Origin of the sequence: Actinoplanes sp. NBRC 101535, from assembly GCF_030269225.1 — a bacterium.
GTDB classification, from domain to species: domain Bacteria; phylum Actinomycetota; class Actinomycetes; order Mycobacteriales; family Micromonosporaceae; genus Actinoplanes; species Actinoplanes rectilineatus.
On sequence record NZ_BSSY01000002.1, the window covers coordinates 740160 to 763410 of the forward strand.

Below are 23251 nucleotides of genomic sequence, written 5' to 3' on the forward strand. Positions count from 1 at the left end.
CATCACGGACGGTGGCGCTTTGTTGACGCCGCCTCGCTCCGCTGTCGTAACCCCGACGATCTCGCAAAAAGATCGCGTGCCAATCTGGCTGGACAAACGGGATCTAAGCCTAGGATCTGGTGTCACCGAGAGCTAGCTGAGATGGACGTCATTACGTATTCTGCCGGAGCGCGTCACTCAGACGTGTCGACCGTCCCTTTCTGATCGGTCCGCACGCCGGCGGGCGCGTTGATCGTTTCCTGCCGAACCCCTCGGGCGGAGCCTGATGAGAAGCCGCAACTGGTCGATCCGTTCGAAGATCATCGCGATGAGCGCCGTGCCGCTCACCGCGCTCTTCGCATTGTGGATCTTCGCGATCGTGGCCACCTCCGGTCCGGCCGTGACCCTGCTCAACGCGCGGGACGCGGTGCACCAGCTCGGCGACCCGGGCCTGCGCCTGATCGCCCAGCTGCAGCGGGAGCGGCACTTCTCCACCATCTACATCTCCGCCGAACGCCCGGCCCGCACCGAACTGGCCCGTGAGCGCGCGGCCACCGACACCGTCGGCGCCGAGTTCCGCAAGGCGGTCTCCGGCGCCGATCTCGACGAGGCGGTGCAGAGCCGGGTCACCGACCTGCTCGACCGGCTCGAGGACGTGCAGGACACCCGCACCGAGATCGACCAGCGCAGCATCACGCTGCTCAACGCCGTGCAGGACTTCAACCGGGCGATCGACGCCGGATTCGAGGTGTTCAGCACCGCGGCGGTCTTCTTCGAGGAACGGGTCGACCGTGAGGTCCGCGGCCTGATCGGCGCGCTGCGCGGCCAGGAGTACCTGAGCCGGGTGGACGCGGTGCTGGCCGGCGCCAACACCGAGGGCCGCATCGACGCCGTCGCCCGCGAGACGATGATCGAGGACATCAGCACCTCGCGATACCTCATCGCCTCCGGTGTGGCCGACATGCCCGCCGACGCGCAGGGCGACTACTCCCGGTTGATCACCCATCCGACCTTCATCGAGCTCGACATCATGCAGAACATGCTGATCGGGCAGAGCTACGCCGGTGGCGCGCCGCCGGTCTCCGGCTCCCGCTGGCAGCCCACCTACGACTATGTGTCGCAGGAGCTGCGCAACTTCGGGACGCGGGTGGTCGACGAGGTCTCCCAGGACGCCATCCCGGTGGCCTTCAGCGTGCTGCTCTGGCTCGCCCTCTCCGGACTGCTCGGCCTGGTCGCCCTTGTCCTGTCGATCTGGGTGTCGGTCCGGGTCGGCCGCTCGATCGTCGGCCGGCTGATCCGGCTCCGCCGCGAGGCCCTGGAACTGGCCTCGGAGCGGCTGCCCTCGGTGGTCCAGCGCCTGCAGCGGGGCGAGGCCGTCGACGTCGACGTGGAGACGCCTCCGCTGGAGTACGGCAGGGACGAGATCGGCCAGCTCGGGCACGCGTTCAGCGACGTACAGCGGACCGCCGTGCAGTCCGCGGTCGACGAGGCCAACGTCCGCCGCGGCATCAACGAGGTGTTCCTCAACATCGCCCGGCGCAGCCAGACGCTGCTGCACCGCCAGCTCTCGCTGCTCGACAAGATGGAGCGCCGGGAGACCGAGCCGCGGGAGTTGGAGGACCTCTACCGGGTCGACCACCTGGCCACCCGGATGCGGCGGCACGCCGAGGACCTGGTCATCCTGGCCGGCGCGGCACCCGGCCGCGGCTGGCGCAACCCGGTCCCGGTGATCGACGTGATCCGCGGCGCGATCAGTGAGGTGGAGGAGTACAAACGGGTCGACATCCGGGCCGTGACGTCCTCCGCGCTGCTCGGCCGGGCCGTCGGCGACGTGATCCACCTGCTCGCCGAGCTGATCGAGAACGCCGCGTCGTACTCGCCGCCGCACACCCGGGTGCAGGTGGTCGGGCAGGTGCTGCCGAACGGCTACGCGATCGAGATCGAGGACCGCGGGCTCGGCATGGAGCCCGACGCGATCACCGAGGCGAACCGCCGTCTCGCCGAGCCGCCGGAGTTCGACCCGGCCGACAGCGCCCGTCTCGGCCTGTTCGTGGTGGCCCAGCTGGCGAACCGGCACAACATCCGGGTCTCGATGCGCGCGTCGGCGTACGGCGGTGTGACCGCGATCGTGCTGGTGCCCGGCGAGCTCGTCACCGCGGGCCCGCGGACCGGGTCCTCCGGCGGCCCGAGCGGCCCGGAGAAGGGCTGGAACGCGCCGCTGGTCGGCACGGGCACCAGTGACCCGGCCCGGGGCTCTCTCGCGGAACTGCAGTGGCAGGGTGGCGAGGAGCTGCAGGAGGTTCCGGTCAACGGCAACCGCGCCACGGCACAGGTGCCGACGCCCGTTCCGGCGGTCGACCCGACCGGCCCGGCGCCGAGCGTGGTCGCCCCCGAGCTGAGCGCCGACGGCCTGGTCCAGCGGCGCCGGGTGAAGCGGGTTCCCCAGCAGATCGAGACCGAGCCGGTGGAGGACACCGAGGCCCGGTCGGTGCCGCGCAACTCGGGGACGGCGGCCGCCGTGCCACCGCCACCCCGGGCCGTTCCCCGCGGTTCCGAGTCCGCCGCGGCAGAGGAGCCGACCATGGTGCAGCCGGTACGCGCGGTTCCCCGCGGTTCCGGGCCCGCCGCGATCGACGAGCCGATCGACGAGCCGACCGTGGTACAGCCGTTGCGTTCGGTGCCGCGGGGCTCCGAGCCTGTCGCGGCCGGGGAGCCGGACGCCGGTCCCGGCGAGCCGGACGAGATCACCGCTGCGATGCCCGTCGCCGCCACCGACGACAACCTGCCCCGTCGGGTACGCCAGGCCAGTCTCGCCCCGCAGCTACGCCAGCCGATGGCCCAGCCGTCCGCTGCCGCGCCGGCCCGGTCCCCGGAACAGGTCCGCACGATCATGAGTGCACTGCAGCTGGGCACCAACCGTGGCCGTGTCGCAGCAGCCCGTGTCGAAGCCTCGACCCCCGCGCCGCAGGGCACCGGAAACGCCGCTGATCCGGACGGAACGGCATTTTCCGCAGCGGCTACCGTCAGTTTCCCGGCCCTCGTGGATGTCGCGGCGGCGCGGGAGAAAGCACCATCCGGGACGGACACGGGCGCGGCCGGCGACCGCGCCGGCGATCCCGGTGAGAATCTCAGGCTGGAGAAGGACGCATAGTGGCACAGACGAAGCAGAGCGCGAACCTCACCTGGCTCCTCGACGACCTCGTCGAACGGGTGCCGACGGCACAGCAGGCCGTGGTCCTCTCGGCCGACGGGCTCATGCTCGGCGCCTCCGCCGCGATGGACCGCGAGGATGCCGAACACCTGTCGGCCATGGCGGCCGGCTTCCAGAGCCTCGCCAAGGGCGCGAGCCGGCACTTCCGGGCAGGTCAGGTCCGGCAGACCGTGGTGGAGATGGAGGAGGCCTTCCTCTTCGTCACGGCCGCCGGATCCGGAGCGTGCCTGGCGGTGCTCGCCTCGGCCGACGCCGACCTCGGCCTGATCGCGTACGAGATGGCCATGCTTGTCACACGGGTGGGACAGACGATGAGCGCTCCGGAGCGGACGGTCTTCGCACCGTCCGATGCTCTCTGAGCAGCCGCGTGTGACCCCACACGACTGGCTGGACAACGACGCGGGCCCGGTGGTCCGCCCGTATGCGATGACGCAGGGCCGGGTCGCCCCCTCGGACGGGGAGTTCGACCTGGTCGCCTTCGTCGTCGCCACGGTACCGGACCTGCCGGCCGGCAGTCCGTCCCTGCAACCCGAGCACCACGCCATCGTGGCCGCCGCCTGGGAGCCGATCTCGGTCGTCGAACTGGCGTCCCAGCTGGACCTCTCCATCGGCGTGGTCCGGGTGTTTCTCGGTGATCTACGCTCAGCGGGTCTCATCTCGCTGTACGAACCCCCGGCGGCCACCCAGCCGCACGACGTCGACGTACTCAAGGCGGTTGTCAATGGACTCCGTGCGCTCTGACCGCAACGGCGGCTCGTCGCGCATCCCCGTCGCTCTGAAGATCCTCATCGCGGGGGGTTTCGGCGCCGGAAAGACCACCATGGTCGGGTCGGTGAGTGAGATACGGCCACTCCAGACCGAGGAGGTCCTCACCGCCGCCGACGGTGCCGACGACGTCTCCGGCGTCGAGGGCAAGACCACCACCACGGTCACCATGGACTTCGGCCGGATCACCATCACCGACGACCTCCAGCTGTACCTGTTCGGCACACCCGGGCAGGACCGCTTCTGGTTCCTCTGGGACGAGCTGTCACAGGGCGCGCTCGGCGCGGTGGTGCTCGCCGACACCCGCCGGCTGGCCGACTGCTTCCCGTCGATCGACTACTTCGAGCAGCGGGGCACGCCGTTCGTGGTGGCGGTGAACTGCTTCGACGCGATGAACCGCTTCTCGCCGGACGCGGTGGCCCGGGCGCTCGACCTGGACCCGGGTGTGCCGGTCGTGCTCTTCGACGCCCGTGACCAGGCCGCCGCCCGCAACGTGCTGATCGAACTGGTGGAGTACGTCGCCCGCCGTCAGTACGCGTCGGCCGCCAGCCGCTAGACACGTTTCGTGGTCAGCGTCCGTGTGGTGACTGGGGATGCCCGGCGCGGCTGAAGTCACCACGTTCCACGTCGGGTGTGGTGACTGGGGGTGCACGGCGCGGCTGAAGTCACCATGCGGACGGGCTTCGGCGCCCTGACCTCGAAACATGTCTAGACACCTCGCCCGGACGGATCCGGCGGTACGCAGATCAGCCACCGCCGGATCCGGTGCAGCACCCGCCGCGGCAGCAGTCCGCGATCGGCGAGTTCCTCCGGCCGTGTGTACGGCCGCCCGGCGACGATCCGGCGCGCCGGCCCCGGCCCGACCCCGGGCATCCGGGCGATCTCCTGCACCGGCGCGTGATTGAGGTCGACCAGCCCGCCGTCGTCGAACGGCCGCAGCAGGTCGGGCCGCCCGATGCCGGCCTGCCGCGCACCGGCCGGGTCGGTGGCGGCGAAGTGCCGGGCCAGTTCCCGCCGGGCCCGCGCCTGATGGTTGTCGCCGGGGTGCGCGGCGAGGACGACGCCGTGTGCCGAGGCGGTCAGGGACAGCACCGGGACCAGCAGCAGTCCGATCTCCTCGGCGCGGCTGAGGTCGCTGCTGTCCACCGGGCTGGGGTCGATCAGGAGCAGCACCAGGACGGTCACCGATCCGGCCAGGTAGCCGGCGGCGAACAGAAGTTCCCGCAGGCTGCGGCGCTGCGCGGCGGCGTACCCGAAATAGATCCAGGATCCGAGGGCGCAGAGCACGATCGGGGCCAGGGCGGCGGCGGCCATCTCCAGCCAGGGCCGGCCTCTCTCCGGCTGATCGGTCTCCCCGAGCGGCGTGCCGGGCCTCTCCTCGGCCGGGGTGAACGCCTCGGTGCGCAGGATCCGGCGGTGTTCCGCCTGCATCCGCGCGCCGGGTTCGGCACCCAGCTCGTCCAGGAAGAACTCCCGGGCGTCACGGAACGCGGCCAGCGCCTCGGCCTGTCGGCCACTGCGCTCCAGCGCGATCATCAACTGCACCCGCAGACCCTCGTGCAGCGGAAACTCCTGGATCATCCGGTTCAGCCCGGCGACGACGGCGGACGCGTTGCCGCGATCCAGCTCGATCGTGGACCAGAGTTCCCCGGCCGTGGCCCGTTCCTCGGCGAGACGGATCCGCGCCGACTCGAAGACCGGCCCGGTGAGACCGCCGAGCGGCTCGCCGTGCCACATGTCCAGGGCACCCCTGACCAGCCCGGCGGCGTCCGTGAGCCGGCCTGCCCGGTGCTGTTGGGCGGCCAGGGTCAGCGCGGACCGGAACGCGTCCAGGTCCAGGGCGCCCTCCGGAACCCGTAGCAGATAACCGCCGTCGGTCAGGGCGAGCAGTTCCCGGTCCGGTTCCAGTGCCCGGCGCAACCCGGCGACGTATTTCTGCACGACGTTGGTGCCGTTCTCCGGCGGGCCGTCGCCCCAGACCGCGTCGACGATCCGGCGGACCGGCACCGGACGGCCCGGCTCCAGCAACAGGACGGCGAGCACCGCGCGCTGTTTCGCCGGCCCCAGATCGAGGGCCACCGGGCCGCGGAAGGCCCGCACCGGGCCCAGGATCTCGAATCGCGGGCCGTCACTCACCAGCCCATCCACCCCCTGTGACCAGCACTGACGTGACATGGCAGCGGAACGGCAGTCTGCCGCAGCATAGCCGCAGAGCGATGGCAGCGGGGGCGTCGAGTCTTCGATGCGTCAGGCACCGTTCACCCCGTTGGAAAGAGACGTGGACCGATGAACATTCGGACCGTACGCATCGCTCTGCTCGCCTCGGCGGCCCTCACCGGCACCGTCCTCACCGGATGCGGCACCGTCGGCGAGGTCGTCGAGAAGGCGGCGAAACTGCCGACCCCGGCCGAATCGCTGCTCGCTGCCGTCCCCCACGACAAGACCCCGATCTTCCGGTACGCGGTGAGAGGCACCGCCATGCCGCAGCGGGGCGTGCTGGACATCGCCGGCGGCATCGCCAGTGTCGAGTACAGCGAGAAGATCGCCGATGCTGGCGGCATCCGGTTGACCACCAAGGCTGTGCTCACCGCCGACCGTTCCTGGGTGAAGATCGCCTTCACCGACGTGCCGGACGGCGTGGACCTGCCGAAGTTCCCGAAGAAGTGGATGGAGCTGGACCGCACCCGGCTCAGCCCGGAGATCGCCGAGGACGTGACCTACCGGGGTGAGACCGATCCGGGTTTCGTCAGCACCCTGGTGGAGGCGTCGGCCGGCCTGGCCGAGACCAGCCCGGGCCACTTCGCCGGCACCACCGACCTGAGCCGCTCGATGGAGGCGGAGATCATCGACGAGAAGCAGCTGGCGGCGCTGGGCGACGCGGCGAAGTCGGCCCCGTTCGAGGCCACCGTGGACGACCAGGGTCGGCTGCGGACGGCGGCCGTCACCATCCGGCTGAAGAAGACCGTCACCTACCGGGTCACCTACGACCGGTACGGCGAGGCGGCCGCGCCGAGGATCCCGTCGAACGTGATCGCCGCACCGGACGTCGTCTACGAGACGGTGGCCGGCTGATCCACCCGGACCGGTGGTGGCGTGGAGCGACGGGGGTCCACGCCACCACCCTCGGCTTGACGGCGTGGGTACGCTCTGCGCCGTGCTGGGTGGACGGGTTGACAAGCGGTTACACGGTTCGGCGACGACGGGCGGGGGTTCCGGCCGACGGCTTCCGGGTCGGCCGGTGTGGTGGGCGGCCGGCGCCGCCGGTGTGCTGGTGGCCGCCGGGGTGCTGACCTGGGCACTCTGGCCGGGCACCGAGCGGCCGGATCCGCGGTCCCGCGTCTACACCGAGGCGTCGGCGTGCCTGCTCACCCCGGCTGCGGGCGTGGTGGACGAGGCGGTCGTGCCGGTGTGGGCGGGCATGCAGCAAGCCTCCACGGAGACCAGCGGCAAGGTCAGCTACCTGGAGGTGGACGGCCCGCAGACCAGCGAGAACGCCTCGACGTTCCTGGCGACTCTGGTGCAGGGCGACTGTGATCTGGTTCTCGCCGCGGGCGCGGCCCCGGCAGACGCGGTGGTCCGGTTCGCCGGCCAGTTCCCCCGAACGAGGTTCGTCGCGATCGGGTCGTCGCAGGACCGGGCCCTGTCCAACGTGGTCCGGGTCGACGAGACCGATGCCGCGCAGGTGACGGCCCGCGTTCACGATCTGGTTGCCGAGGAGTTGCGTTCGGCAACCGAGTGAAACCCTCGAGCATGCGCGGTTCGGCTGTGAGGAACCTGTCATCGCCCAAGGTCGTTTTGGGGTGGGCTGAGTGTTTACCAGTGGGAACGTCCTCGGGGCCACGTATTCGATGTGACCGACCTCTCACCTCGAACGGGTTTCCGGATCGTCGGGGCGGCGTCCTGGCCCGGAGGTTCTCCGGAGGGTAAGGGGATCGTCGCAGGTGGCGGCATTGTCCAACGTGGTGCGTGAGAGTAGTGGGATGGTGGCCGGGAGTGGTCACGGTGATCACTCTCCGGCTGTCGAAGATCCGCTATCGGTCACCGAGGGTTCGTCGCCCATCCATTTAAGTATTCAAGATCTTTCGTAGCGTCACCTGATCGTGCACACTGCTCCCCGCTGTTGATGTTGGCGGGGGGATTCGGCGATGCGCCGGGGTACGAATCGGATCGCGGTGTTGTCCGCGATCGTTCTTGCGTTGACGGTGGGTGCACCCGTCGGCGCCGTGGAGAAACCGGAGCTTCCGGTCTCCTGGCTTCTGTCGCTGCTGGAGGCGAGGCCGCTGCTGGCCGGGCCGCCGCCGGCACCGGAGCAGCAGGAGGGTTCCGCCGAGGGGCGGGACGCCACCTATGACGACACCAAGGAGCCGGGTGGCGCCGGGCGGGCGGCGACGCCGGTTAAGAACGCGCTCGACGCGTACGAACCGTACGACCCGAACAAGCCGAAGAAGACCACCGGCGAGATCGTCGAGGGTTTCGACGAGAAGACCAGTGAGCAGGACGAGAGCCTGTCCACGCAGCGGTCCGAGGTCTTCGACAACGCCGACGGTTCGGTCACCACGAAGACGTACCCGCGCCCGGTGAACTTCCAGGACGGCGACGGCGAGTGGAAGCCGATCGACGTCGACCTGGAGCGCCAGTCGGACGGCCGTCTGCACGCCGCCGCGAACAGCCTGGAGACGTCGGTCGCCACGGCGGTCGAGATCCCCGAGGCGGTGACGCCGGCCCCCAGTGCGAGCCCGAGCGAAAGCCCCAGCGCGGCTCCGAGCCCGAGCGAGACCCCCGAGGCCGAGGCCGAGGCCGAGACCGGGACCCTTCTCTCCAACCTCGAACTCCCCACCGGCGAGAGCGTCGGATACTCCCTGGTCGGTGCCGCCCCGGTCACCGCGCGGGTCGACGGCAACGTCGCCACCTACCCCGGCATCCTGCCGCAGACCGACCTCGAACTGGAGACCTTCGACTCCGGCATCAAGGAGACGATGGTCCTGCAGTCGCCGCAGGCCGCGAACTCCTGGATCTTCCCGCTGACCTTGAAGGGGCTGACCCCGCGGGCTGCTGCCGACGGTGGCATCGAGCTGCTGAACAAGGACGGCAAGGCGGTCGCCTGGTTCCCGCGCGGTTCGATGAAGGACTCGCTGGTCGACCCGAAGTCGGGTTCGCCGGCCGAGTCGACCGCCGTCGCCTTCGAGATCATCGAATACCAGGGCGGTTCCGCCCTGAAGGTCGAGGCGGACCGGGCCTGGCTGAACGACCCGGCGCGCGTCTATCCGGTACGGGTCGACCCGACGCAGACCACCGGCACCACCGGTGACGTGATGATCGACAACGACTCGAGCACCGACAACAACGGCGACAACCTGCCGGTCGGTACGTACAACGGTGGCACCACGAAGGCGCGTTCGTTCATCCACTTCGACGACTTCGCCACCGACGGTTTCAAGGGCAAGCGGATCACCGCGGCCAAGCTGAAGCTCTACCTGACCTGGGCGTACAGCTGTGACACCGACCGGGTGTTCCAGGTGCGGGAGAGCACCGAGAAGTGGACGGTCGCGGACCTGGCCACGAAGACGTCGGTCAGCCAGTCGCCGTCCTACTCGGCGGCGATCGGCACGCTGACCGTCACCGACCCGGGCGCGGCCTGCACCAACTCGGCCGCGAACCGCAGCGTCGGCAAGTGGGTCACGGTGAACTTGGACGCCGCTGTCATCGACGGCTGGTCGAAGGGTGAGGCCAACTACGGTCTGGCGCTGACCGCGTCGGAGACCGACAGCTACGCCTGGAAGCGGTTCACCTCGGCGAACCACAGCTCCGGTACGTACAAGCCGGTGCTGGAGCTGACCTACAGCAACAACGTGCTCCCGCAGGTCAACGTGCGGTACCCGGCGAACAACGCGGTGCTGTCGACGCTCACCCCGGAGCTGCTGGCCAAGGGTTCGGATGCGGACAAGTGGCCGAACAAGGGTCTGACCTACGTCTTCACGGTGCTGGACACCGACGGCAAGACGATCGTCACCTCGCCGGCGGTGACCGGCGCCTGGACGGTTCCGGCGGGCAAGCTGTCCTGGAACAGCACCTACCTGTACACGGTCCGGCCCTATGACCAGGTCGGCTACGGTTCTTACACGCCGGCGTACGCGTTCTCGACGAATGTTCCGCAGCCGGTGGTGACCGGAAACCTGGCGCAGAACGGCGGCAAGGGTTTCGACTCCAGCATCGGTAACTACACGACGTCGGCGACCGACGCGAACGTGGCGACGGTGGGCCCGTCGCTGGCGATCGAGCGGAGTTACAACAGCCTGGACACCCGGCGGAACACCGCCTTCGGCGTGGGTTGGGCGAGCATTCTCGACGCCAAGGCGTCGCAGGTGGTCGATGCCGCGAACACCATTCAATCGGTACGCGTGACCTACCCGACCGGTTCCGAGGTGGCGTTCGGCCGTACCTCGACCGGCACGTACGTTCCGCCGTCCGGTCGCTTCTCCACCTTCGTCGAGACGAAGAGCGGCACCACGGTCACCGGGTACACGCTGACCGACAAGGACGCCACGGTCTACACCTTCGGGCGGTCGGCCGGCTCGGGTGTCTTCCGGCTCACCGCGGTCACCGACGCGAACGGTCGTTCGCTGACCATCGGGTACGGCACGGACGGCAACCCGTCCATGCTGACCAGCGCCTCCGGCCGGAAGCTGACCGTCGCCTGGTCGACGCCGGTGGGTGGGACCGCCCCGCGGGTGGCCACCATCGCCACCGACCGGGTGGACGCGGCGAACCCGGACAGTGCGAACACCTGGAAGTACTCGTACACCGGTGACCAGCTCACCGAGGTGTGCCAGCCGAACGACTACACCAAGTGCTGGAAGTACGAGTACGCCGCCACCTCGCAGCACGGCAACACGGTCCTGAACAACGACCCGACCGCGTACTGGCCGCTGAACGAGGCGGCCGGCAAGACCGTGGCGCAGAGCCGGGTGCTGGCGAACGCCGGCAAGGACTCGGCCCGGTACAACGCGGTCACCCTCGGTACCGCCGGTGGACCGCTGGCCGGCAGCACCGGCACGGTGGCCACGTTCAACGGCACCAGCTCGTACGCCCAGCTGCCCGCGAACCTGATCGGTGACGGTCAGTACCAGTCGGTCAGCATGTGGTTCAAGACGGCCACCGCCGGCGGTGTGCTGCTGAGCTACAACGCCGACCCGATGAGCAAGGGCACCACCACCAGCAACTACACGCCCGCGCTGTACATCGACAAGAACGGGAAGCTGCGCGGCGAGTTCTGGATGGGCGCGGCCACGCCGATCACCTCGACGATCGCGGTCACCGACAACAAGTGGCACCACCTGGTGCTGGCCGGCGACGGCGACAGCCAGCGGCTGTACCTGGACGGCGCCGCCACCGGTGCGGCGCTGACCGGCACGATCGCCTCGTTCGCCAACGGCTCGTTCGCCAACATCAACGTCGGTGCGGGGTACGTCGGCAACAGCTGGCCGGACCACGCCAACACCAGTGTCACTCCGGCCAAGGCCACCTACTTCACCGGCCAGATCTCCGACGTGGCGTTCTTCAACCAGACCGTCACCGCCGGGATGGCAGCGTCCCTCGCCCAGTCCGGGACCACCGCGCAGCCGGTGCTGACCGGTGTGGTCCGTCCGAGTGGCGGGGTCACCGCGAAGGTCGCGTACGACACGGTCTCCGGCCGGGTCGCGAAGGTGACCGACGAGAACGGCGGCGACTGGGTCCTCAGCGATCCGAGCGTCGTCGGCAGCAGCCTGGTGTACGCGGGTGCGGTGCTCGGCGCCAAGCCGCGGGACTACTGGCGGTTCACCGAGACCGACGCCGCCGAGGCGGTCAACGAGGTGGCCGGCGGGACCGCCGTCTACAACGACGTGACGCTCGGTGGCACCACCGGCAGTGGACCGTTCGCGGACACCACCGCCGCCCAGTTCAACGGGACCTCGTCGTACATCGAGCTGCCGACCGAGGACATCCCCGGCACCGGACCGCACAGCGTCGAGATGTGGTTCAAGATGCCGTCCGGTTCCACCAAGGGCGGTGTCCTCTACGCCTCGCAGATCCAGCCGACCGACGAGGCCACCACCAGCGGCTGGACCCCGGCGCTGTACGTCGGCATCGACGGCAAGCTGCGCGGCGGGTTCTGGACCGGCTCGACGGCCAACCAGGCGGTCACCACCAAGACGGTGAACGACGGCAAGTGGCACCACGTCGCACTGGCCGCCACCACCAACTCGCAGACCCTGTACCTCGACGGTGCCAAGGTCGACACCAAGTCGGGTGCACTGGTGGCGTACGGCGCCGAGCACGCGTACATCGGCACCGGCCGCTGGTCGGGCGGCTGGCCGTCGCACGGCACCGCGGACATCGGCTGGTGGCCGGGCGCGATCGCCGAGGCCGCCGTCTACGACAGCACGCTGACCGAGGCGCAGATCGTCGACCACGTCGAGACGGTCAAGCAGACCGTGCCGGTGGCCATGACGATGATCTCCGGGACGGCCAAGGCGATCGCCATGCCGGTCTCCCAGGTCACCGTCACCACCCCGGCGAAGGCCACCCAGATCTCGCACTTCGACCTGGTCAACGGCAACCGGATGGTCGCGCAGACCGACGAGCGGGGCAAGACCACGCAGTACGGGTACGACGTCGGTGGCTTCTCCAACATGGTGTACGACCCGAACGGTGTGCTGACCCAGACGTTGCAGGACGTCCGGGGCAACACGATCCAGTCGATCACCTGTCAGGACCAGAACGCCAAGAAGTGCTCGTCGGTGTACTTCTCGTACTTCCCGGACGCCACTACCAAGACGCTCACCCCGAACCCGAAGAACGACCTGCTGCTCACCACCCGGGACGGTCGTTCGTCGTCGGCCACCGACAACACCTACCTGACCACCAACGAGTACGACGCCAAGGGCAACCAGACGGCGGTGACCGACGCGCTCGGACGGGTCACCCGGACCACGTACACCGACGCGACCACCGTTGCCGCCGACGGGGGCACCCCGCCCGCCGGCCTGCCGCTCACCATGGTGACGGCGGGCGGCGCACGGCAGTCGGTCACCTACTTCAAGTCCGGTGACGTCGCCCAGGTGACCGAACCGAACGGGGCGATCACCCGCTTCGTCTACGACGCGCTCGGCCGGGCCGTGACCCAGACCGAGGTCAGCAGCGCGTACCCGGACGGGGTCGTCACCACCAACACCTACGACCGGATGGACCGGCTGGTCACCCAGCTCGACCCGCCGATCACCAACCGGGTCACCGGTGCGGTGCACACCCAGCTCGCCACCACGGTCTTCGACGCGGACGGCAACGTCCTGGAGGAGCGCGAGGAGGACACCACCGGCGGTGACGACCCGCGGGTCGAGAAGCACGGATACAACGGGTACGGCCAGGAGATCACCTCCACCACGCCGGGCGGGGCGACCACCACCTTCGCGTACGACTCCTCGGGCCGGATGACCCTGCAGACCAGCCCGGACGGCACGGTCACCTCAAGCGAGTACGACGCGGCCGGCAACGTCGTCAAGACGTGGCTGCACGACTACACCGGTGACCCGAACAACCCCTCGTCGCCGGAGAAGCACCTGGTCGAGGAGAACACCTACGACAACGCCGGACGTCTCTCCACCGAGATCGACGCGATGAAGTGGGTCACCACCTACACGTACACCGACAACGGGCTTCCGGCGAAGACCGTCCGGTCGAACGGCGACGAGTCCTTCGTCCTGGAGGACAACTCCTACGACGCCGACGGCAACATCCTCACCGAGGTCACCAACAACGGCCGGACCGTCGTCGCGCACACCTGGGACGCTGCCGGGCGGGAGACCTCCACGACGTCCGACCCCGGTGGCCTAAACCGCACCACCGTCAACACCTACGACGTCGACGACAAGGTCGTCCGGGTCGAGCAGAAGGACGCCTCCGGCACGGTCCTCTCCAAGATCGAGGCCCTGTATGACAAGGCCGGCCGAGTGCTCGCGCAGACCTCGTACCCCTCGAAGGATCAGGGTCCGGTCGCGCGCTGGAAGCTGAACGAGGGCACCGGCACGCGGCTCGCGGACAGCGCCGGCAACAGCACGCTGACCACCAGGGACGGTGTTTACTGGAGCACCGAGCGCGGCGGTTCCGCATACTTCAGCGACGAGACATCGATCACGACCACCGGACCGGTCGTCGACACCCGGCGCGACTTCACCGTCTCCGCCTGGGTGAACCTGTACTCCACCGGCTGGACCCAGCGGATGGTGTCCGGTGGTGGTGGTGACCAGCAGTCGCCGTTCGACCTCTCCTACGACGAGGGTCAGAAGGCCTGGCGGTTCGCCACGGTCGGCGCGGACGCCGCGAACACGTCGGCCATCAACGTCGCCAAGTCCACCACCGCCCCGGTGGCCGGGCAGTGGACCCACCTGGCCGGCACCTACGACGCGACGGCCGGCATGCTGCGCCTGTACGTTAACGGCAAGGCCGAGGGCACCGACACCGGTAAGGCGTTCGGTGCGAACAGCTCGATCATCCTGGGCGCCGCGGACTGGAACGGCGCGAAGGGCGACTTCCTCGCCGGTGGGCTCAGCGACGTCCAGCTCTACCAGCGGGCGCTGAGCGCCACCGAGGTCACCGCGCTCGCCGCGGGCACGCTGACCGCGGCGGACAACCGGACCAGCCGGACCAGCTACACGTACGACGAGAACGACGACGTCACCTCGGTGACCGACCCGAACGGCCACACCAGCTACACCACGTACGACCAGAACGGCGGCGCGGAGAAGACGACCGCACCCGCCGCGATGGCCGAGTCCCTGGAGAAGGGCGCGTCCCTCGCGAACGCGGTCTCCTGGACCGGGTACAACACGTACGGCGAAGTCACCGACACCAAGGACGCCCTCGGCAACTGGTCCGTGACGTACTACGACGCGGACGGCCGGCCGACGCTGCAACGGGCGCCGACCTACACACCGCGGGACGGCTCGGCGCCGATCACCCCGGAGACGATCTACACCTACACCGCATCCGGTGAGGCGAAGACGATCACCGACCCGATGGGCAACGTCACCCGCTTCGAGTACGACCAGCTCGACCGGATGTCCAAGACCGTCGCGGCGGACGGCAGGGAGACGACCTACACGTACGACAAGGTCGGTGATCTGCTCTCCACCACCGACCCGACCGGCGCCGTCTCCTCGATGACCTGGGACTACCTGGGTCGCCAGGTGACCAGCAGCGATCTGGTCCGGCAGGACGGCAAGACCTACACCACGACCAACGAGTACGACCAGTACGGCCGGCAGACCGGTGTGGTCTCGCCGGACGGCATCCGCCAGACCACCGAGTACAACGCCCTCGGCGAGCCGGTGTCGGTCAAGGACGCCGCGAACAACGTCACCAAGGTCGAGTACGACGGGCTGGGCCAGGTCGTCAAGACGATCCTCGCCGACAACAGCTACAGCACCACCACGTACGACGCGGTCGGCCAGCCGGTCGCCGCGGCCTCCTACTCCGCCGCCGGCGCGCGGCTGAGCGGCACCAGCACCGAGTACGACGCGGCCGGCAACACGATCGCCGTCACCGACGCCCGGGGCACCCGGAGCACCTACGAGTACGACGCGACCGGCCTGCTGGTGGCGGAACGGCAGCCGATCAACGGCTCGGATGCGATCGAGACGTCCTTCGGGTACGACCTGGAGGGCAACCAGACGCGGTTCACCGACGGACGGAAGAACGCGTTCTGGTCCTCGTACAACTCCTGGGGTCTGCGCGACGCGCAGATCGAGCCGGAGACGGCGGCCCACCCGGCACTGGCCGACCGCACCTTCACGACCGTGTACGACGCGGGCGGCCGGGCGGTCAAGCAGATCCAGCCGGGCGGCGTGACCGTCACCAACAGCTACGACATCCTGGGCCAGCTCACCGGCCAGAAGGGCGCGGGCGCGGAGGCCGACACGGTCGACCGTGAGTTCCAGTACGACGCCGGTGGGCGGATCAAGGAATTCTCCGGGGTACGGGGTTCGAACGAGATCACCTATGACGACCGCGGTATGCCCCGGTCGATCAAGGGAACCTCGGGCGACTCGGCCTTCACCTACACCGGCGACGGGTCGCTGAAGTCCCGCGTCGACGCGGCCGGGACGACGAAGTTCGACTATGACACCGCCGGCCGACTGTCGAAGACGTCGAACGCCGACAAGAACGTCGACCAGACGTACACCTACAACAACCTCAACGCCGTTACCAAGGTCCAGTACGGGACGGGTAACAAGCGGTCGTTCACCTATGACGCGCAGCAGCGTCTGACCGGCGACGAATTGACGTCGGCATCGGGTGCCTCGCTGGCGAAGATCGAGTACGGATGGAACGCCAACGACAGCATGGTCTCGAAGAAGACCACCGGCTTCGGCGGCGCGGCGGCGATCAGCAACACGTACACGTACGACCTGGCGGACCGTCTGACCTCGTGGAACGACGGGTCGAAGACCACCGCTTACGCGTACGACAAGTCGGGTAACCGGCTCCAGAACGGCGACCACCTCTTCACCTACGACGCCCGGAACCGCCTCCTGACCGGTGACGGATCCACGTACACGTACACGGCTCGTGGTTCGCTGCGGTACGCCGGTTCGGCCGAGACGAAGACCGACGCGTTCGGCCAGGTCGCCTCCCAGGCCGCCGCATCCGGCGGAACCGTCCAGAAGTACGAGTACGACGCCCTCGGCCGGGTTGTCAAGGACGGCTTCTCGTACACGGGCAGCGACAACGACCTCGCCGCGGACGGCCAGTCCACGTACGTTCGGGGCGCGGCCAACGAGGTGCTCGCCGAGTCCGGTGAGGCCGGCACCCGGTACGCCTGGACCGATCTGCACAGTGACCTGGTCGGGCAGTTCACCGCGACCGGCGCGTCCCTGGACGCCTCGGTGGTGTACGACCCGCTGGGCAAGGTCGTCGGCAGTGCCGGCGGCATGATCGGCAGCCTGGGCTATCAGTCGGAGTGGACCGACACGACGACGAGCCGGGTCAACATGATGGCCCGCTGGTACAACGTCGACACCGGCCAGTTCGACACCCGCGACACCGCCTCCAACAGCCCGGTCGGCAACTCGGTCGCCGCCAACCGCTACCAGTACGGCGACGCCAACCCGCTGACCACCATGGACCCCACCGGTCACTGGGGCTTCAGCTCGATGATCAAGAGCGCGGTGCGTTCCGTCTCGTCGACGGTGTCCCGGGCCACCAGCTACGTCTCCTCGTACACGGCCTCCGCCTACAGCTACGCGCGGAGCACGTACCACGCCGCCAAGACCGTCGTGAAGAGCACGTACAAGGCGGCGAAGAAGGTGGTCAAGGCCGTCCACAAGACGGTCAAACGGGTCGCCAAGGCGGTCTCGAAAGCCAAGCGGTACGTCCACAAGGCCATCAAGAAGGTCAAGGCGGCGACGAAGAAGTTCGTCAAGGCAGCCGTCAAGAAGGCCGCCAAGATAACCAAGGCCGTCGTCAAGAAGGCCAAGGCAGCCGGCAAGCTGGTCAAGGCCGTCGCCAAGCGGGTGGTCAAGAACCCGGTCGCGGCGATCAAGGACGCGGCGAAAGCCACCGCCAAGTTCGTCGTCAAACACAAGGACACCATCCTCGAGGTGGCCGCCATCGGCCTCGGCGTGGTGGCCGGCCTGGCCTGCACGGCCGTCACGGCCGGCGTGGGCGCGGTGGCCTGCATGGTCGGCGCCGGCGCCCTGATCAACCTGGCGAAGGACGCCGCCCAGGGCGACATCCACTCCATCGGCGACGCCCTCGGCTCCCTCGGCACCGGCGCCCTCTCCGGCCTGGCCGGCGGCGCCGGCGGCGCCATCGCAGGCAAGGTCGGCACCCTGGTAGCCGGCAAGGTCGGCACCGGCCTGATGGGCCGCGTAGCCACCGAGGCCGTCGAAAACGGCGTCGAGGACGTCGTGACCCAGGCGGTGACGACCGGCCGGGTGAACCCCAAGGCCGCGGTCATGGGCATGGTCCCCGGCATGAGCGCCCTGACCGGCGGAGGCAAAAAGGGCGGCAGCTCCGGCGGCGGCCTGCAAATGGCCACCGGCACGATCAGCCTCGGCCTGAACTTCACCGGCGGCGCCTCCTGCCCGAACACCAGGAAGCCCAAGCACAGCTTCGATCCCGATACGCCGGTTCTGATGGCCGACGGTTCAGAGCGCCCGATCGAGGACGTCAACGTGGGCGACGAAGTCGTCGCCACTGACCCGGAGTCGGGTGAGTCGACGTCGCAGCAGGTCACTCAGTTGCACTTGAACACCGACCACGAGTTCACGGACCTGACGGTCGTCGACCAGGACGGTAAGTCCACGGTCCTCAACACCACTCAAAACCACCCGTTCTGGAACGAGACGGATCAGGCCTGGACCGACGCTGAGAATCTGGAGCCGGGCGACCAGCTCAAGGTCATCGGCGAGGGAACCGTCACCGTTCAGAGCGTCCGTAACTACGAGGACAGCAAGGAGATGCGCGACCTTACGGTCGCCGTCGTCCATACGTACTACGTACTTGCTGGTGACGAACCCGTTCTTGTCCACAACTGTGGCAATCAAGATGCAGGTCACGGTACGGGATGTAGATGTGAAGAAGGGTTTAGTCCTACCGATTCGAGAGGTCACTTCCTTCCGAATCCGAATGGACTGGTGGCTGGGGAACTTAATGATCAGGGCCTCATGCGCGGAACCAATGCAACCGGCTTCAACTCAAGCCGAGGAAGTTTCCGTTCGGATACGGTGGACAAGGCCTGGAAGAGCGGTACGCCCGGTCCTACAGGTGGAATTATGTGCCCGAGGCAGGGTCCGAACTGTGTTGGTGAAGTCTTCCAGAATCCGTCCGGTGATCAGAAGACGGGCGACTTGGGGCATTATCCCATTGCTCACACAAACCGCTGGTATCCGAACGATCGCGCGAAGGCGTTGGATCTTTATAATCAGGATATTCGGATTGAATGCATTCCGTGTAACCGGGGTGCTGGCAACCGTCAGGACGGTGTAGTGTGAGCGGGTGCCTTTACTTGTAGATCATCTTGAGGGTCGCCTGGGGCGGCTTGAAATGAGCTGGTCCGGGTCGCCTCAGGAGGGTCTTCCGACCTTCAATGTGGGCTGCTTCGCCGGCGGCGTCTTTGCTGGCGTCGCCGGCTATTCCACGCTGGGGCTGAGTAAGTTGCCCTTGCATGAACGCGGTCACAGCAGGCACTTCTTCATCGAATTTATTTCTGCTGTACGCAGTTCGAATGAGACCGTGCGTGACTCTCTGCTGGGGGTGTTCGAATTCATTTGGTCGAAATGCGTCGATTCTCGCGAAGTTGTACTGCGTGGAGATGTGGTGAAATTGCCCGATGGTCTCGTTTTGGGAGAAAGATTCACTCATCTTTATGCGGCGTTGCCGGTCTACTATGACGGTGACTTCAAGTCGGTCGTGGTGGAGGATGGAAAATCGGTCGCCATCGTGTGGCTGATTCCCATTGCTGCCGACGAGGCAAGAATCGTTGCGGAGCAGGGTTGGGAGAAGTTCGAGCAGAGGTTAGTGGAGCGGGATCCTGACTTGATGGATTTCGCGAGAGATTTGGTTAGCTGAACTCTCTGAAGGGATCCGGCGAAAAGGAATGCGCGACTGCGGTTCGCCGATCTCTGATCCCTGTTCGCCAGCCAACCGTTTCTGTCAGCGAAAACAGTGCCTTCCTACTTGCTGCGGCGTGCCCTGGAAACCGCCCTCGAGCTGTGGCAGCATCTGTTCTGCACCGCTGATGACGGTATGGCGGATGAAGGAGTAGAGACGCGATGTCGGCGTTCAGTTTTGCGGAGGCTATCTGCGGGCAGTTCGACTATGAGCTGATCCGCGCGGGTGGCGTCTCGGTCTGTGCTGATCCCGAGACCCTGGCGAGGTTCGTCGAGCGGCTGTCCGAGCTTGGGTACTCGGTCGCTGAATCCGTGTATGACGGTGTGTCGCTGGTGTCCTTCTCGAACAGCCTCATCGGTGCGATCCCGATGTACTCGCATTACGAGTACGGGCCGGGGAATTTGAACTCCCTGCACGGGATGCTCCAAGACTTGGAGGTTGGCCGAGGCCTCGGACTGCTCTTTGTTATTCGAGGCTTCGACCAGGCATTTTCCGCCGACGCGAAATGGGCGGTCGACTTCCTGGACATCCTGCAACTCGCCTCCTACGACCGCCTGCTCATGGGGCAGCGGCTGATCATCCTGGTCGAGTTGCTGGACGGGTCGATCAAGTTGCCTCGGCTCGGCGGGTTCGAGCCGGACCGGTATCCGTCCTGATCGGAAGTGTCCGGAAAGTGCGCGCCGATTTCGCGTCGTCGCTGCGTGGCATTCCGTCACTGATCGGTGTGCGGGTGACCGACCTGGATGTGGCGGACGCCTGCCGCAGGTTAGAAGCCGGAGGCTACGAGGTTCGGCCTGTGCTGCGGGAGTTCATCGAGAACTTCGGGGAGCTGACGTCTACGGGAATCTCTTCGCGCTTTCTCTGCGAGATGCGGACGCGGGACCGTCTGGTTCTGGGACCACGAGGAGGAAGCGGACGAGGGCGAACCGCCGACCGAGGACAACATCGAGCAGATCGCGCCGAACTGGCCGGCCTTCCTGCGGCTAGGGTCGGTGCGTGATCGGTGACGTGGACTCCTTCGAGTGCGGGGTGCCCTGGGGCGTGCTGCGGATCGAAGGGGTGGGGTCCGGGAGCCCGACCCCTGAGCTGGACATCGACCACGCCATGACCGCCGCCACCGACGGATGTCTACTTGTGTCCGTCGTGCACCACGACATCGGGCGGCTCGCCGTCTCCATCACGAGGCGGGACGCCCCGGACGGGTTCGTGCGGATGTTCTCCGGGGAGCTGACTGCCCCGGAACTCCTGGTCGAGGTCGGTGATGTGGTCGGGGACGACTTCGCCTACCGCTACCCGGTCAGCACGGACCCGGTGACGGTGGCCGTCTTCGCCGACGACTGGGCGGAAGCAACAGAAATCTGCCTGGTGATCTCCGATGTTTCCCTATGAACTGATCCGTCTGTCCGACGACGAGAACGAGGTCGTCGTGACCGTTCTGGCGGCGGAGAGCCCCACGCTCTGGGAAGCGGAGATCGCTGTCCGTAGCATGTTCGTCTCCGGGCGTACCCTGTTGATGTTGTTTCCCTCGAAGTTCGAGGAATGGGCGGCGGCGCTGGACAGGCTGGCGGCCGGCGAGGACATCGCCTGGATGGCGAGGCACAACGGCCCGACGATTCGCGTCTTTCTGGACGGCGCCCGCGACTGCCCGGACGTCGAAGTCGACGACGAATCCCTCTCGATGGTCACCGTGCGGATCCCGATCGCCCTCGAAGGCGACTGGATCGGAGACCATCGGGCACGTCTGACCCGATTCCTGGCGGGCTGATCCGTTGGACGGAGTGCCGTTCGTGGACCACGCGGCCATCGGCGCCCATGGGTCCGTGGTGGCCGTGGTGGAGAACGGGCGGCGGTGTCTGGTCCGGGACGTCGCGACCGGGGCGGTGCTCGCCGACGAGGACCGGGGTGAATCATCCGCCGGGCCGGTGGTTGTCACACCCGCCGGTGAGGTGGTGACGGCGTGGGCCTACGGCACGGTGTCCGGCTGGCCTCAGGCCTTTCCCGCATCGGCGCGAGCCATCGAAATGGTGAAAAATGCGATAAAAGCGCACCTTGCGGTCGCGGGCAAGGACGGCAAACTGTACGTCACCGGCCCTGACGCGACGACCGTGATCGACTGCCGGGACGTCATGCCGTGGAACGCGATCCGGACCGTCGCCCTCGACAGTGACGCGCGTCTCGTCGCCGCGGGCGGGCAGTACGGCCGGGTGGTGATCGGAGACGTCGCGTCGGGGGAGCTGATCACGGATCTCGGCCGATGCCCGCGCTGGGTGGGTGCGCTGGCGTTCTCCCCCTCCGGTGAGCACCTTGTTTTCGGGGACGGCGACGGGAACCTCCACACCCACGAACTGCGGACCGGGCAGACCCACACCTTCGGGCAGCACCTGGACGGGGTGTTGGCCGTCGCGTTCAGCCCGGACGGACGGCGGCTGGCCACCGGCGGCCAGGACCGGAGCGTCCGGCTGTGGGACACCGGCGACTGGTCACCGGTCGCGGACTACGCCGTGCTCGGCGGTCACATCCGGGCGCTCGGCTTCGACGAGACCGGCACCCGGCTGGTGGCCGTCGACGGGGGCGGCGAGATCGCGTCGTGGGGAGTGGACGAGACGCGGGTGCTGCCGGCCGGCGACTGGCGGACCCTGAACTGTGTGTGTGGGCGTGGGCCGCGGCACGTACCCGAAGATTTTGATCGTCTCTTGGCGGGCCGGAACCCGGAGGGTGCGGGTCTGCTCGACGACATCGAGGTGGGCGGGTTGCTGTTCTCGGCGATCGTCCCGGTGACGCGGATGATCCTGGCCGCGTTGCCGTCCAGCACCGGGGTGACGCGACGGACGATGCTCGACATCCTGCTCTCGGCCGTCTCCGGGGAGAGCCATCACGGGGAGCGCGACCTCGGCGAGACCTGCCGGGATCTCGTCCGTCCCCACGTGCCCCTGATCAGGACCATGCGGGACGAGGAGCCCCTGTTCGTCACCGAGATCCTGAGAGAGTTCCCGGAGTGAGCGTGCACCACGCGCGGTTCCCTCGTGTCTGCTCGCTCTGCGACCGGGTGGTGCTCGGACTCCCCGGCCACGACTGGCTTGTCGAGCCCTACGCCGTCGCCCGCGACGACGTTCTTCCCGGCTTCTGTCACGTCTCCTGCCTGTCCGACCTCGGAATCGCAGCAGAATGGGCCGACGCTGTCAGCGATCACTACCGGACGAGGTGGCCGGTCTGGATCGCCGGTGACGGATGGCGCCTGCACTACGGCCAACCCCGGAAAGCCTTCCACCTCTGGGGTACGAACGCGCGCATGCTCGACGTCGGGGCCCCCGCGTTGTTCGCCGGCACCACTGTCGCGCTGCTGGACATCGACGTCGAAGGCCCGCTGACCGGAGTACTGGAAACTCTGCGCCTGACGGACCGCTATCCCTTGATCCGCGGCGGCGAGGTCACCCGGCGGCGGGTCAACGCCGGTACCGCGCGTAGACCGGAGTGGCTCGACCTGATCGAGTGTCCCGTCCCACTCCTCCTGGACCCGGCAATCCTCGAGGCCGCACGCTCCCTCACGGCAGCCCGCTGACCCGCAGGATGAGCCGGCCGAGGCGGTGTTCCCGGGCAGACGAGGAGCTGCTGATCGCTGAGATCCTGCGGTCGATGCCGGATCCGTGA

Annotated in this window: 14 protein-coding genes; 13 read left to right on the forward strand and 1 reads right to left on the reverse strand. The window is 68.0% G+C overall.

What is annotated here, in order from left to right:
• Positions 1–265: 265 nt before the first annotated feature.
• From QSK32_RS08450 to QSK32_RS08465, 4 genes are read left to right on the forward strand one after another with little or no spacing between them, the layout of a single operon-like run.
• Positions 266–3130 carry a sensor histidine kinase gene (locus QSK32_RS08450; protein WP_285471587.1) on the forward strand — a complete coding sequence of 955 codons (2865 nt, stop codon included), beginning with the start codon at positions 266–268 and terminating at the stop codon, positions 3128–3130.
• A complete protein-coding gene (locus tag QSK32_RS08455; protein WP_045742335.1) occupies positions 3127–3549 on the forward strand; it encodes a roadblock/LC7 domain-containing protein in 423 nt (140 codons plus the stop codon). Before QSK32_RS08450 ends, QSK32_RS08455 begins: the two co-directional genes overlap by 4 nt.
• Complete coding sequence (locus QSK32_RS08460) at positions 3539–3931, forward strand: DUF742 domain-containing protein (protein ID WP_045742336.1); 393 nt, start codon at positions 3539–3541, stop codon at positions 3929–3931. Before QSK32_RS08455 ends, QSK32_RS08460 begins: the two co-directional genes overlap by 11 nt.
• The gene (locus QSK32_RS08465) at positions 3912–4511 is read left to right on the forward strand and encodes a GTP-binding protein (RefSeq protein WP_045742337.1); all 600 of its coding nucleotides are present in this window, start codon (positions 3912–3914) and stop codon (positions 4509–4511) included. The genes QSK32_RS08460 and QSK32_RS08465 overlap by 20 nt, the downstream gene beginning before the upstream one ends.
• A gap of 152 nt (positions 4512–4663) precedes the next feature.
• On the opposite strand, the gene QSK32_RS08470 is transcribed toward QSK32_RS08465, so the two are convergent.
• The gene (locus tag QSK32_RS08470) at positions 4664–6091 is read right to left on the reverse strand and encodes an AfsR/SARP family transcriptional regulator (RefSeq protein ID WP_285471588.1); all 1428 of its coding nucleotides are present in this window, start codon (positions 6089–6091) and stop codon (positions 4664–4666) included.
• Between the two features lie 150 nt (positions 6092–6241).
• On the opposite strand from QSK32_RS08470, the gene QSK32_RS08475 reads away from it, so the two are divergent.
• The 9 genes from QSK32_RS08475 (at position 6242) to QSK32_RS08515 (ending at position 23162) form a co-directional block, all read left to right on the forward strand.
• Positions 6242–7027, forward strand: a complete 786-nt coding sequence (locus tag QSK32_RS08475; protein ID WP_285471589.1) for a hypothetical protein — start codon at positions 6242–6244, stop codon at positions 7025–7027.
• A 166-nt stretch (positions 7028–7193) separates the two neighbouring features.
• Positions 7194–7694, forward strand: coding sequence for a type 1 periplasmic-binding domain-containing protein (locus QSK32_RS08480; protein ID WP_052720464.1), 501 nt, complete (start codon positions 7194–7196; stop codon positions 7692–7694).
• 406 nt (positions 7695–8100) lie between these two features.
• Entirely contained in the window at positions 8101–18984 is a 10884-nt protein-coding gene (locus QSK32_RS08485; RefSeq protein WP_285471590.1) for a LamG-like jellyroll fold domain-containing protein, read from the forward strand.
• Positions 18985–18988: 4 nt separating this feature from the next.
• Positions 18989–19561 (forward strand): suppressor of fused domain protein, encoded by a 573-nt coding sequence (locus tag QSK32_RS08490; protein WP_157410993.1) that lies wholly within the window; start codon positions 18989–18991, stop codon positions 19559–19561.
• 203 nt (positions 19562–19764) lie between these two features.
• Entirely contained in the window at positions 19765–20259 is a 495-nt protein-coding gene (locus tag QSK32_RS08495) for a hypothetical protein (RefSeq protein ID WP_045742341.1), read from the forward strand.
• A gap of 340 nt (positions 20260–20599) precedes the next feature.
• Positions 20600–20992 (forward strand): hypothetical protein, encoded by a 393-nt coding sequence (locus QSK32_RS08500; protein WP_157410994.1) that lies wholly within the window; start codon positions 20600–20602, stop codon positions 20990–20992.
• Complete coding sequence (locus QSK32_RS08505) at positions 20979–21368, forward strand: DUF5959 family protein (RefSeq protein ID WP_045742343.1); 390 nt, start codon at positions 20979–20981, stop codon at positions 21366–21368. Before QSK32_RS08500 ends, QSK32_RS08505 begins: the two co-directional genes overlap by 14 nt.
• 22 nt (positions 21369–21390) lie before the next feature.
• A complete protein-coding gene (locus QSK32_RS08510) occupies positions 21391–22602 on the forward strand; it encodes a WD40 repeat domain-containing protein (RefSeq protein ID WP_285471591.1) in 1212 nt (403 codons plus the stop codon).
• A complete protein-coding gene (locus tag QSK32_RS08515) occupies positions 22599–23162 on the forward strand; it encodes a hypothetical protein (protein WP_285471592.1) in 564 nt (187 codons plus the stop codon). The genes QSK32_RS08510 and QSK32_RS08515 overlap by 4 nt, the downstream gene beginning before the upstream one ends.
• Positions 23163–23251 lie beyond the last annotated feature (89 nt).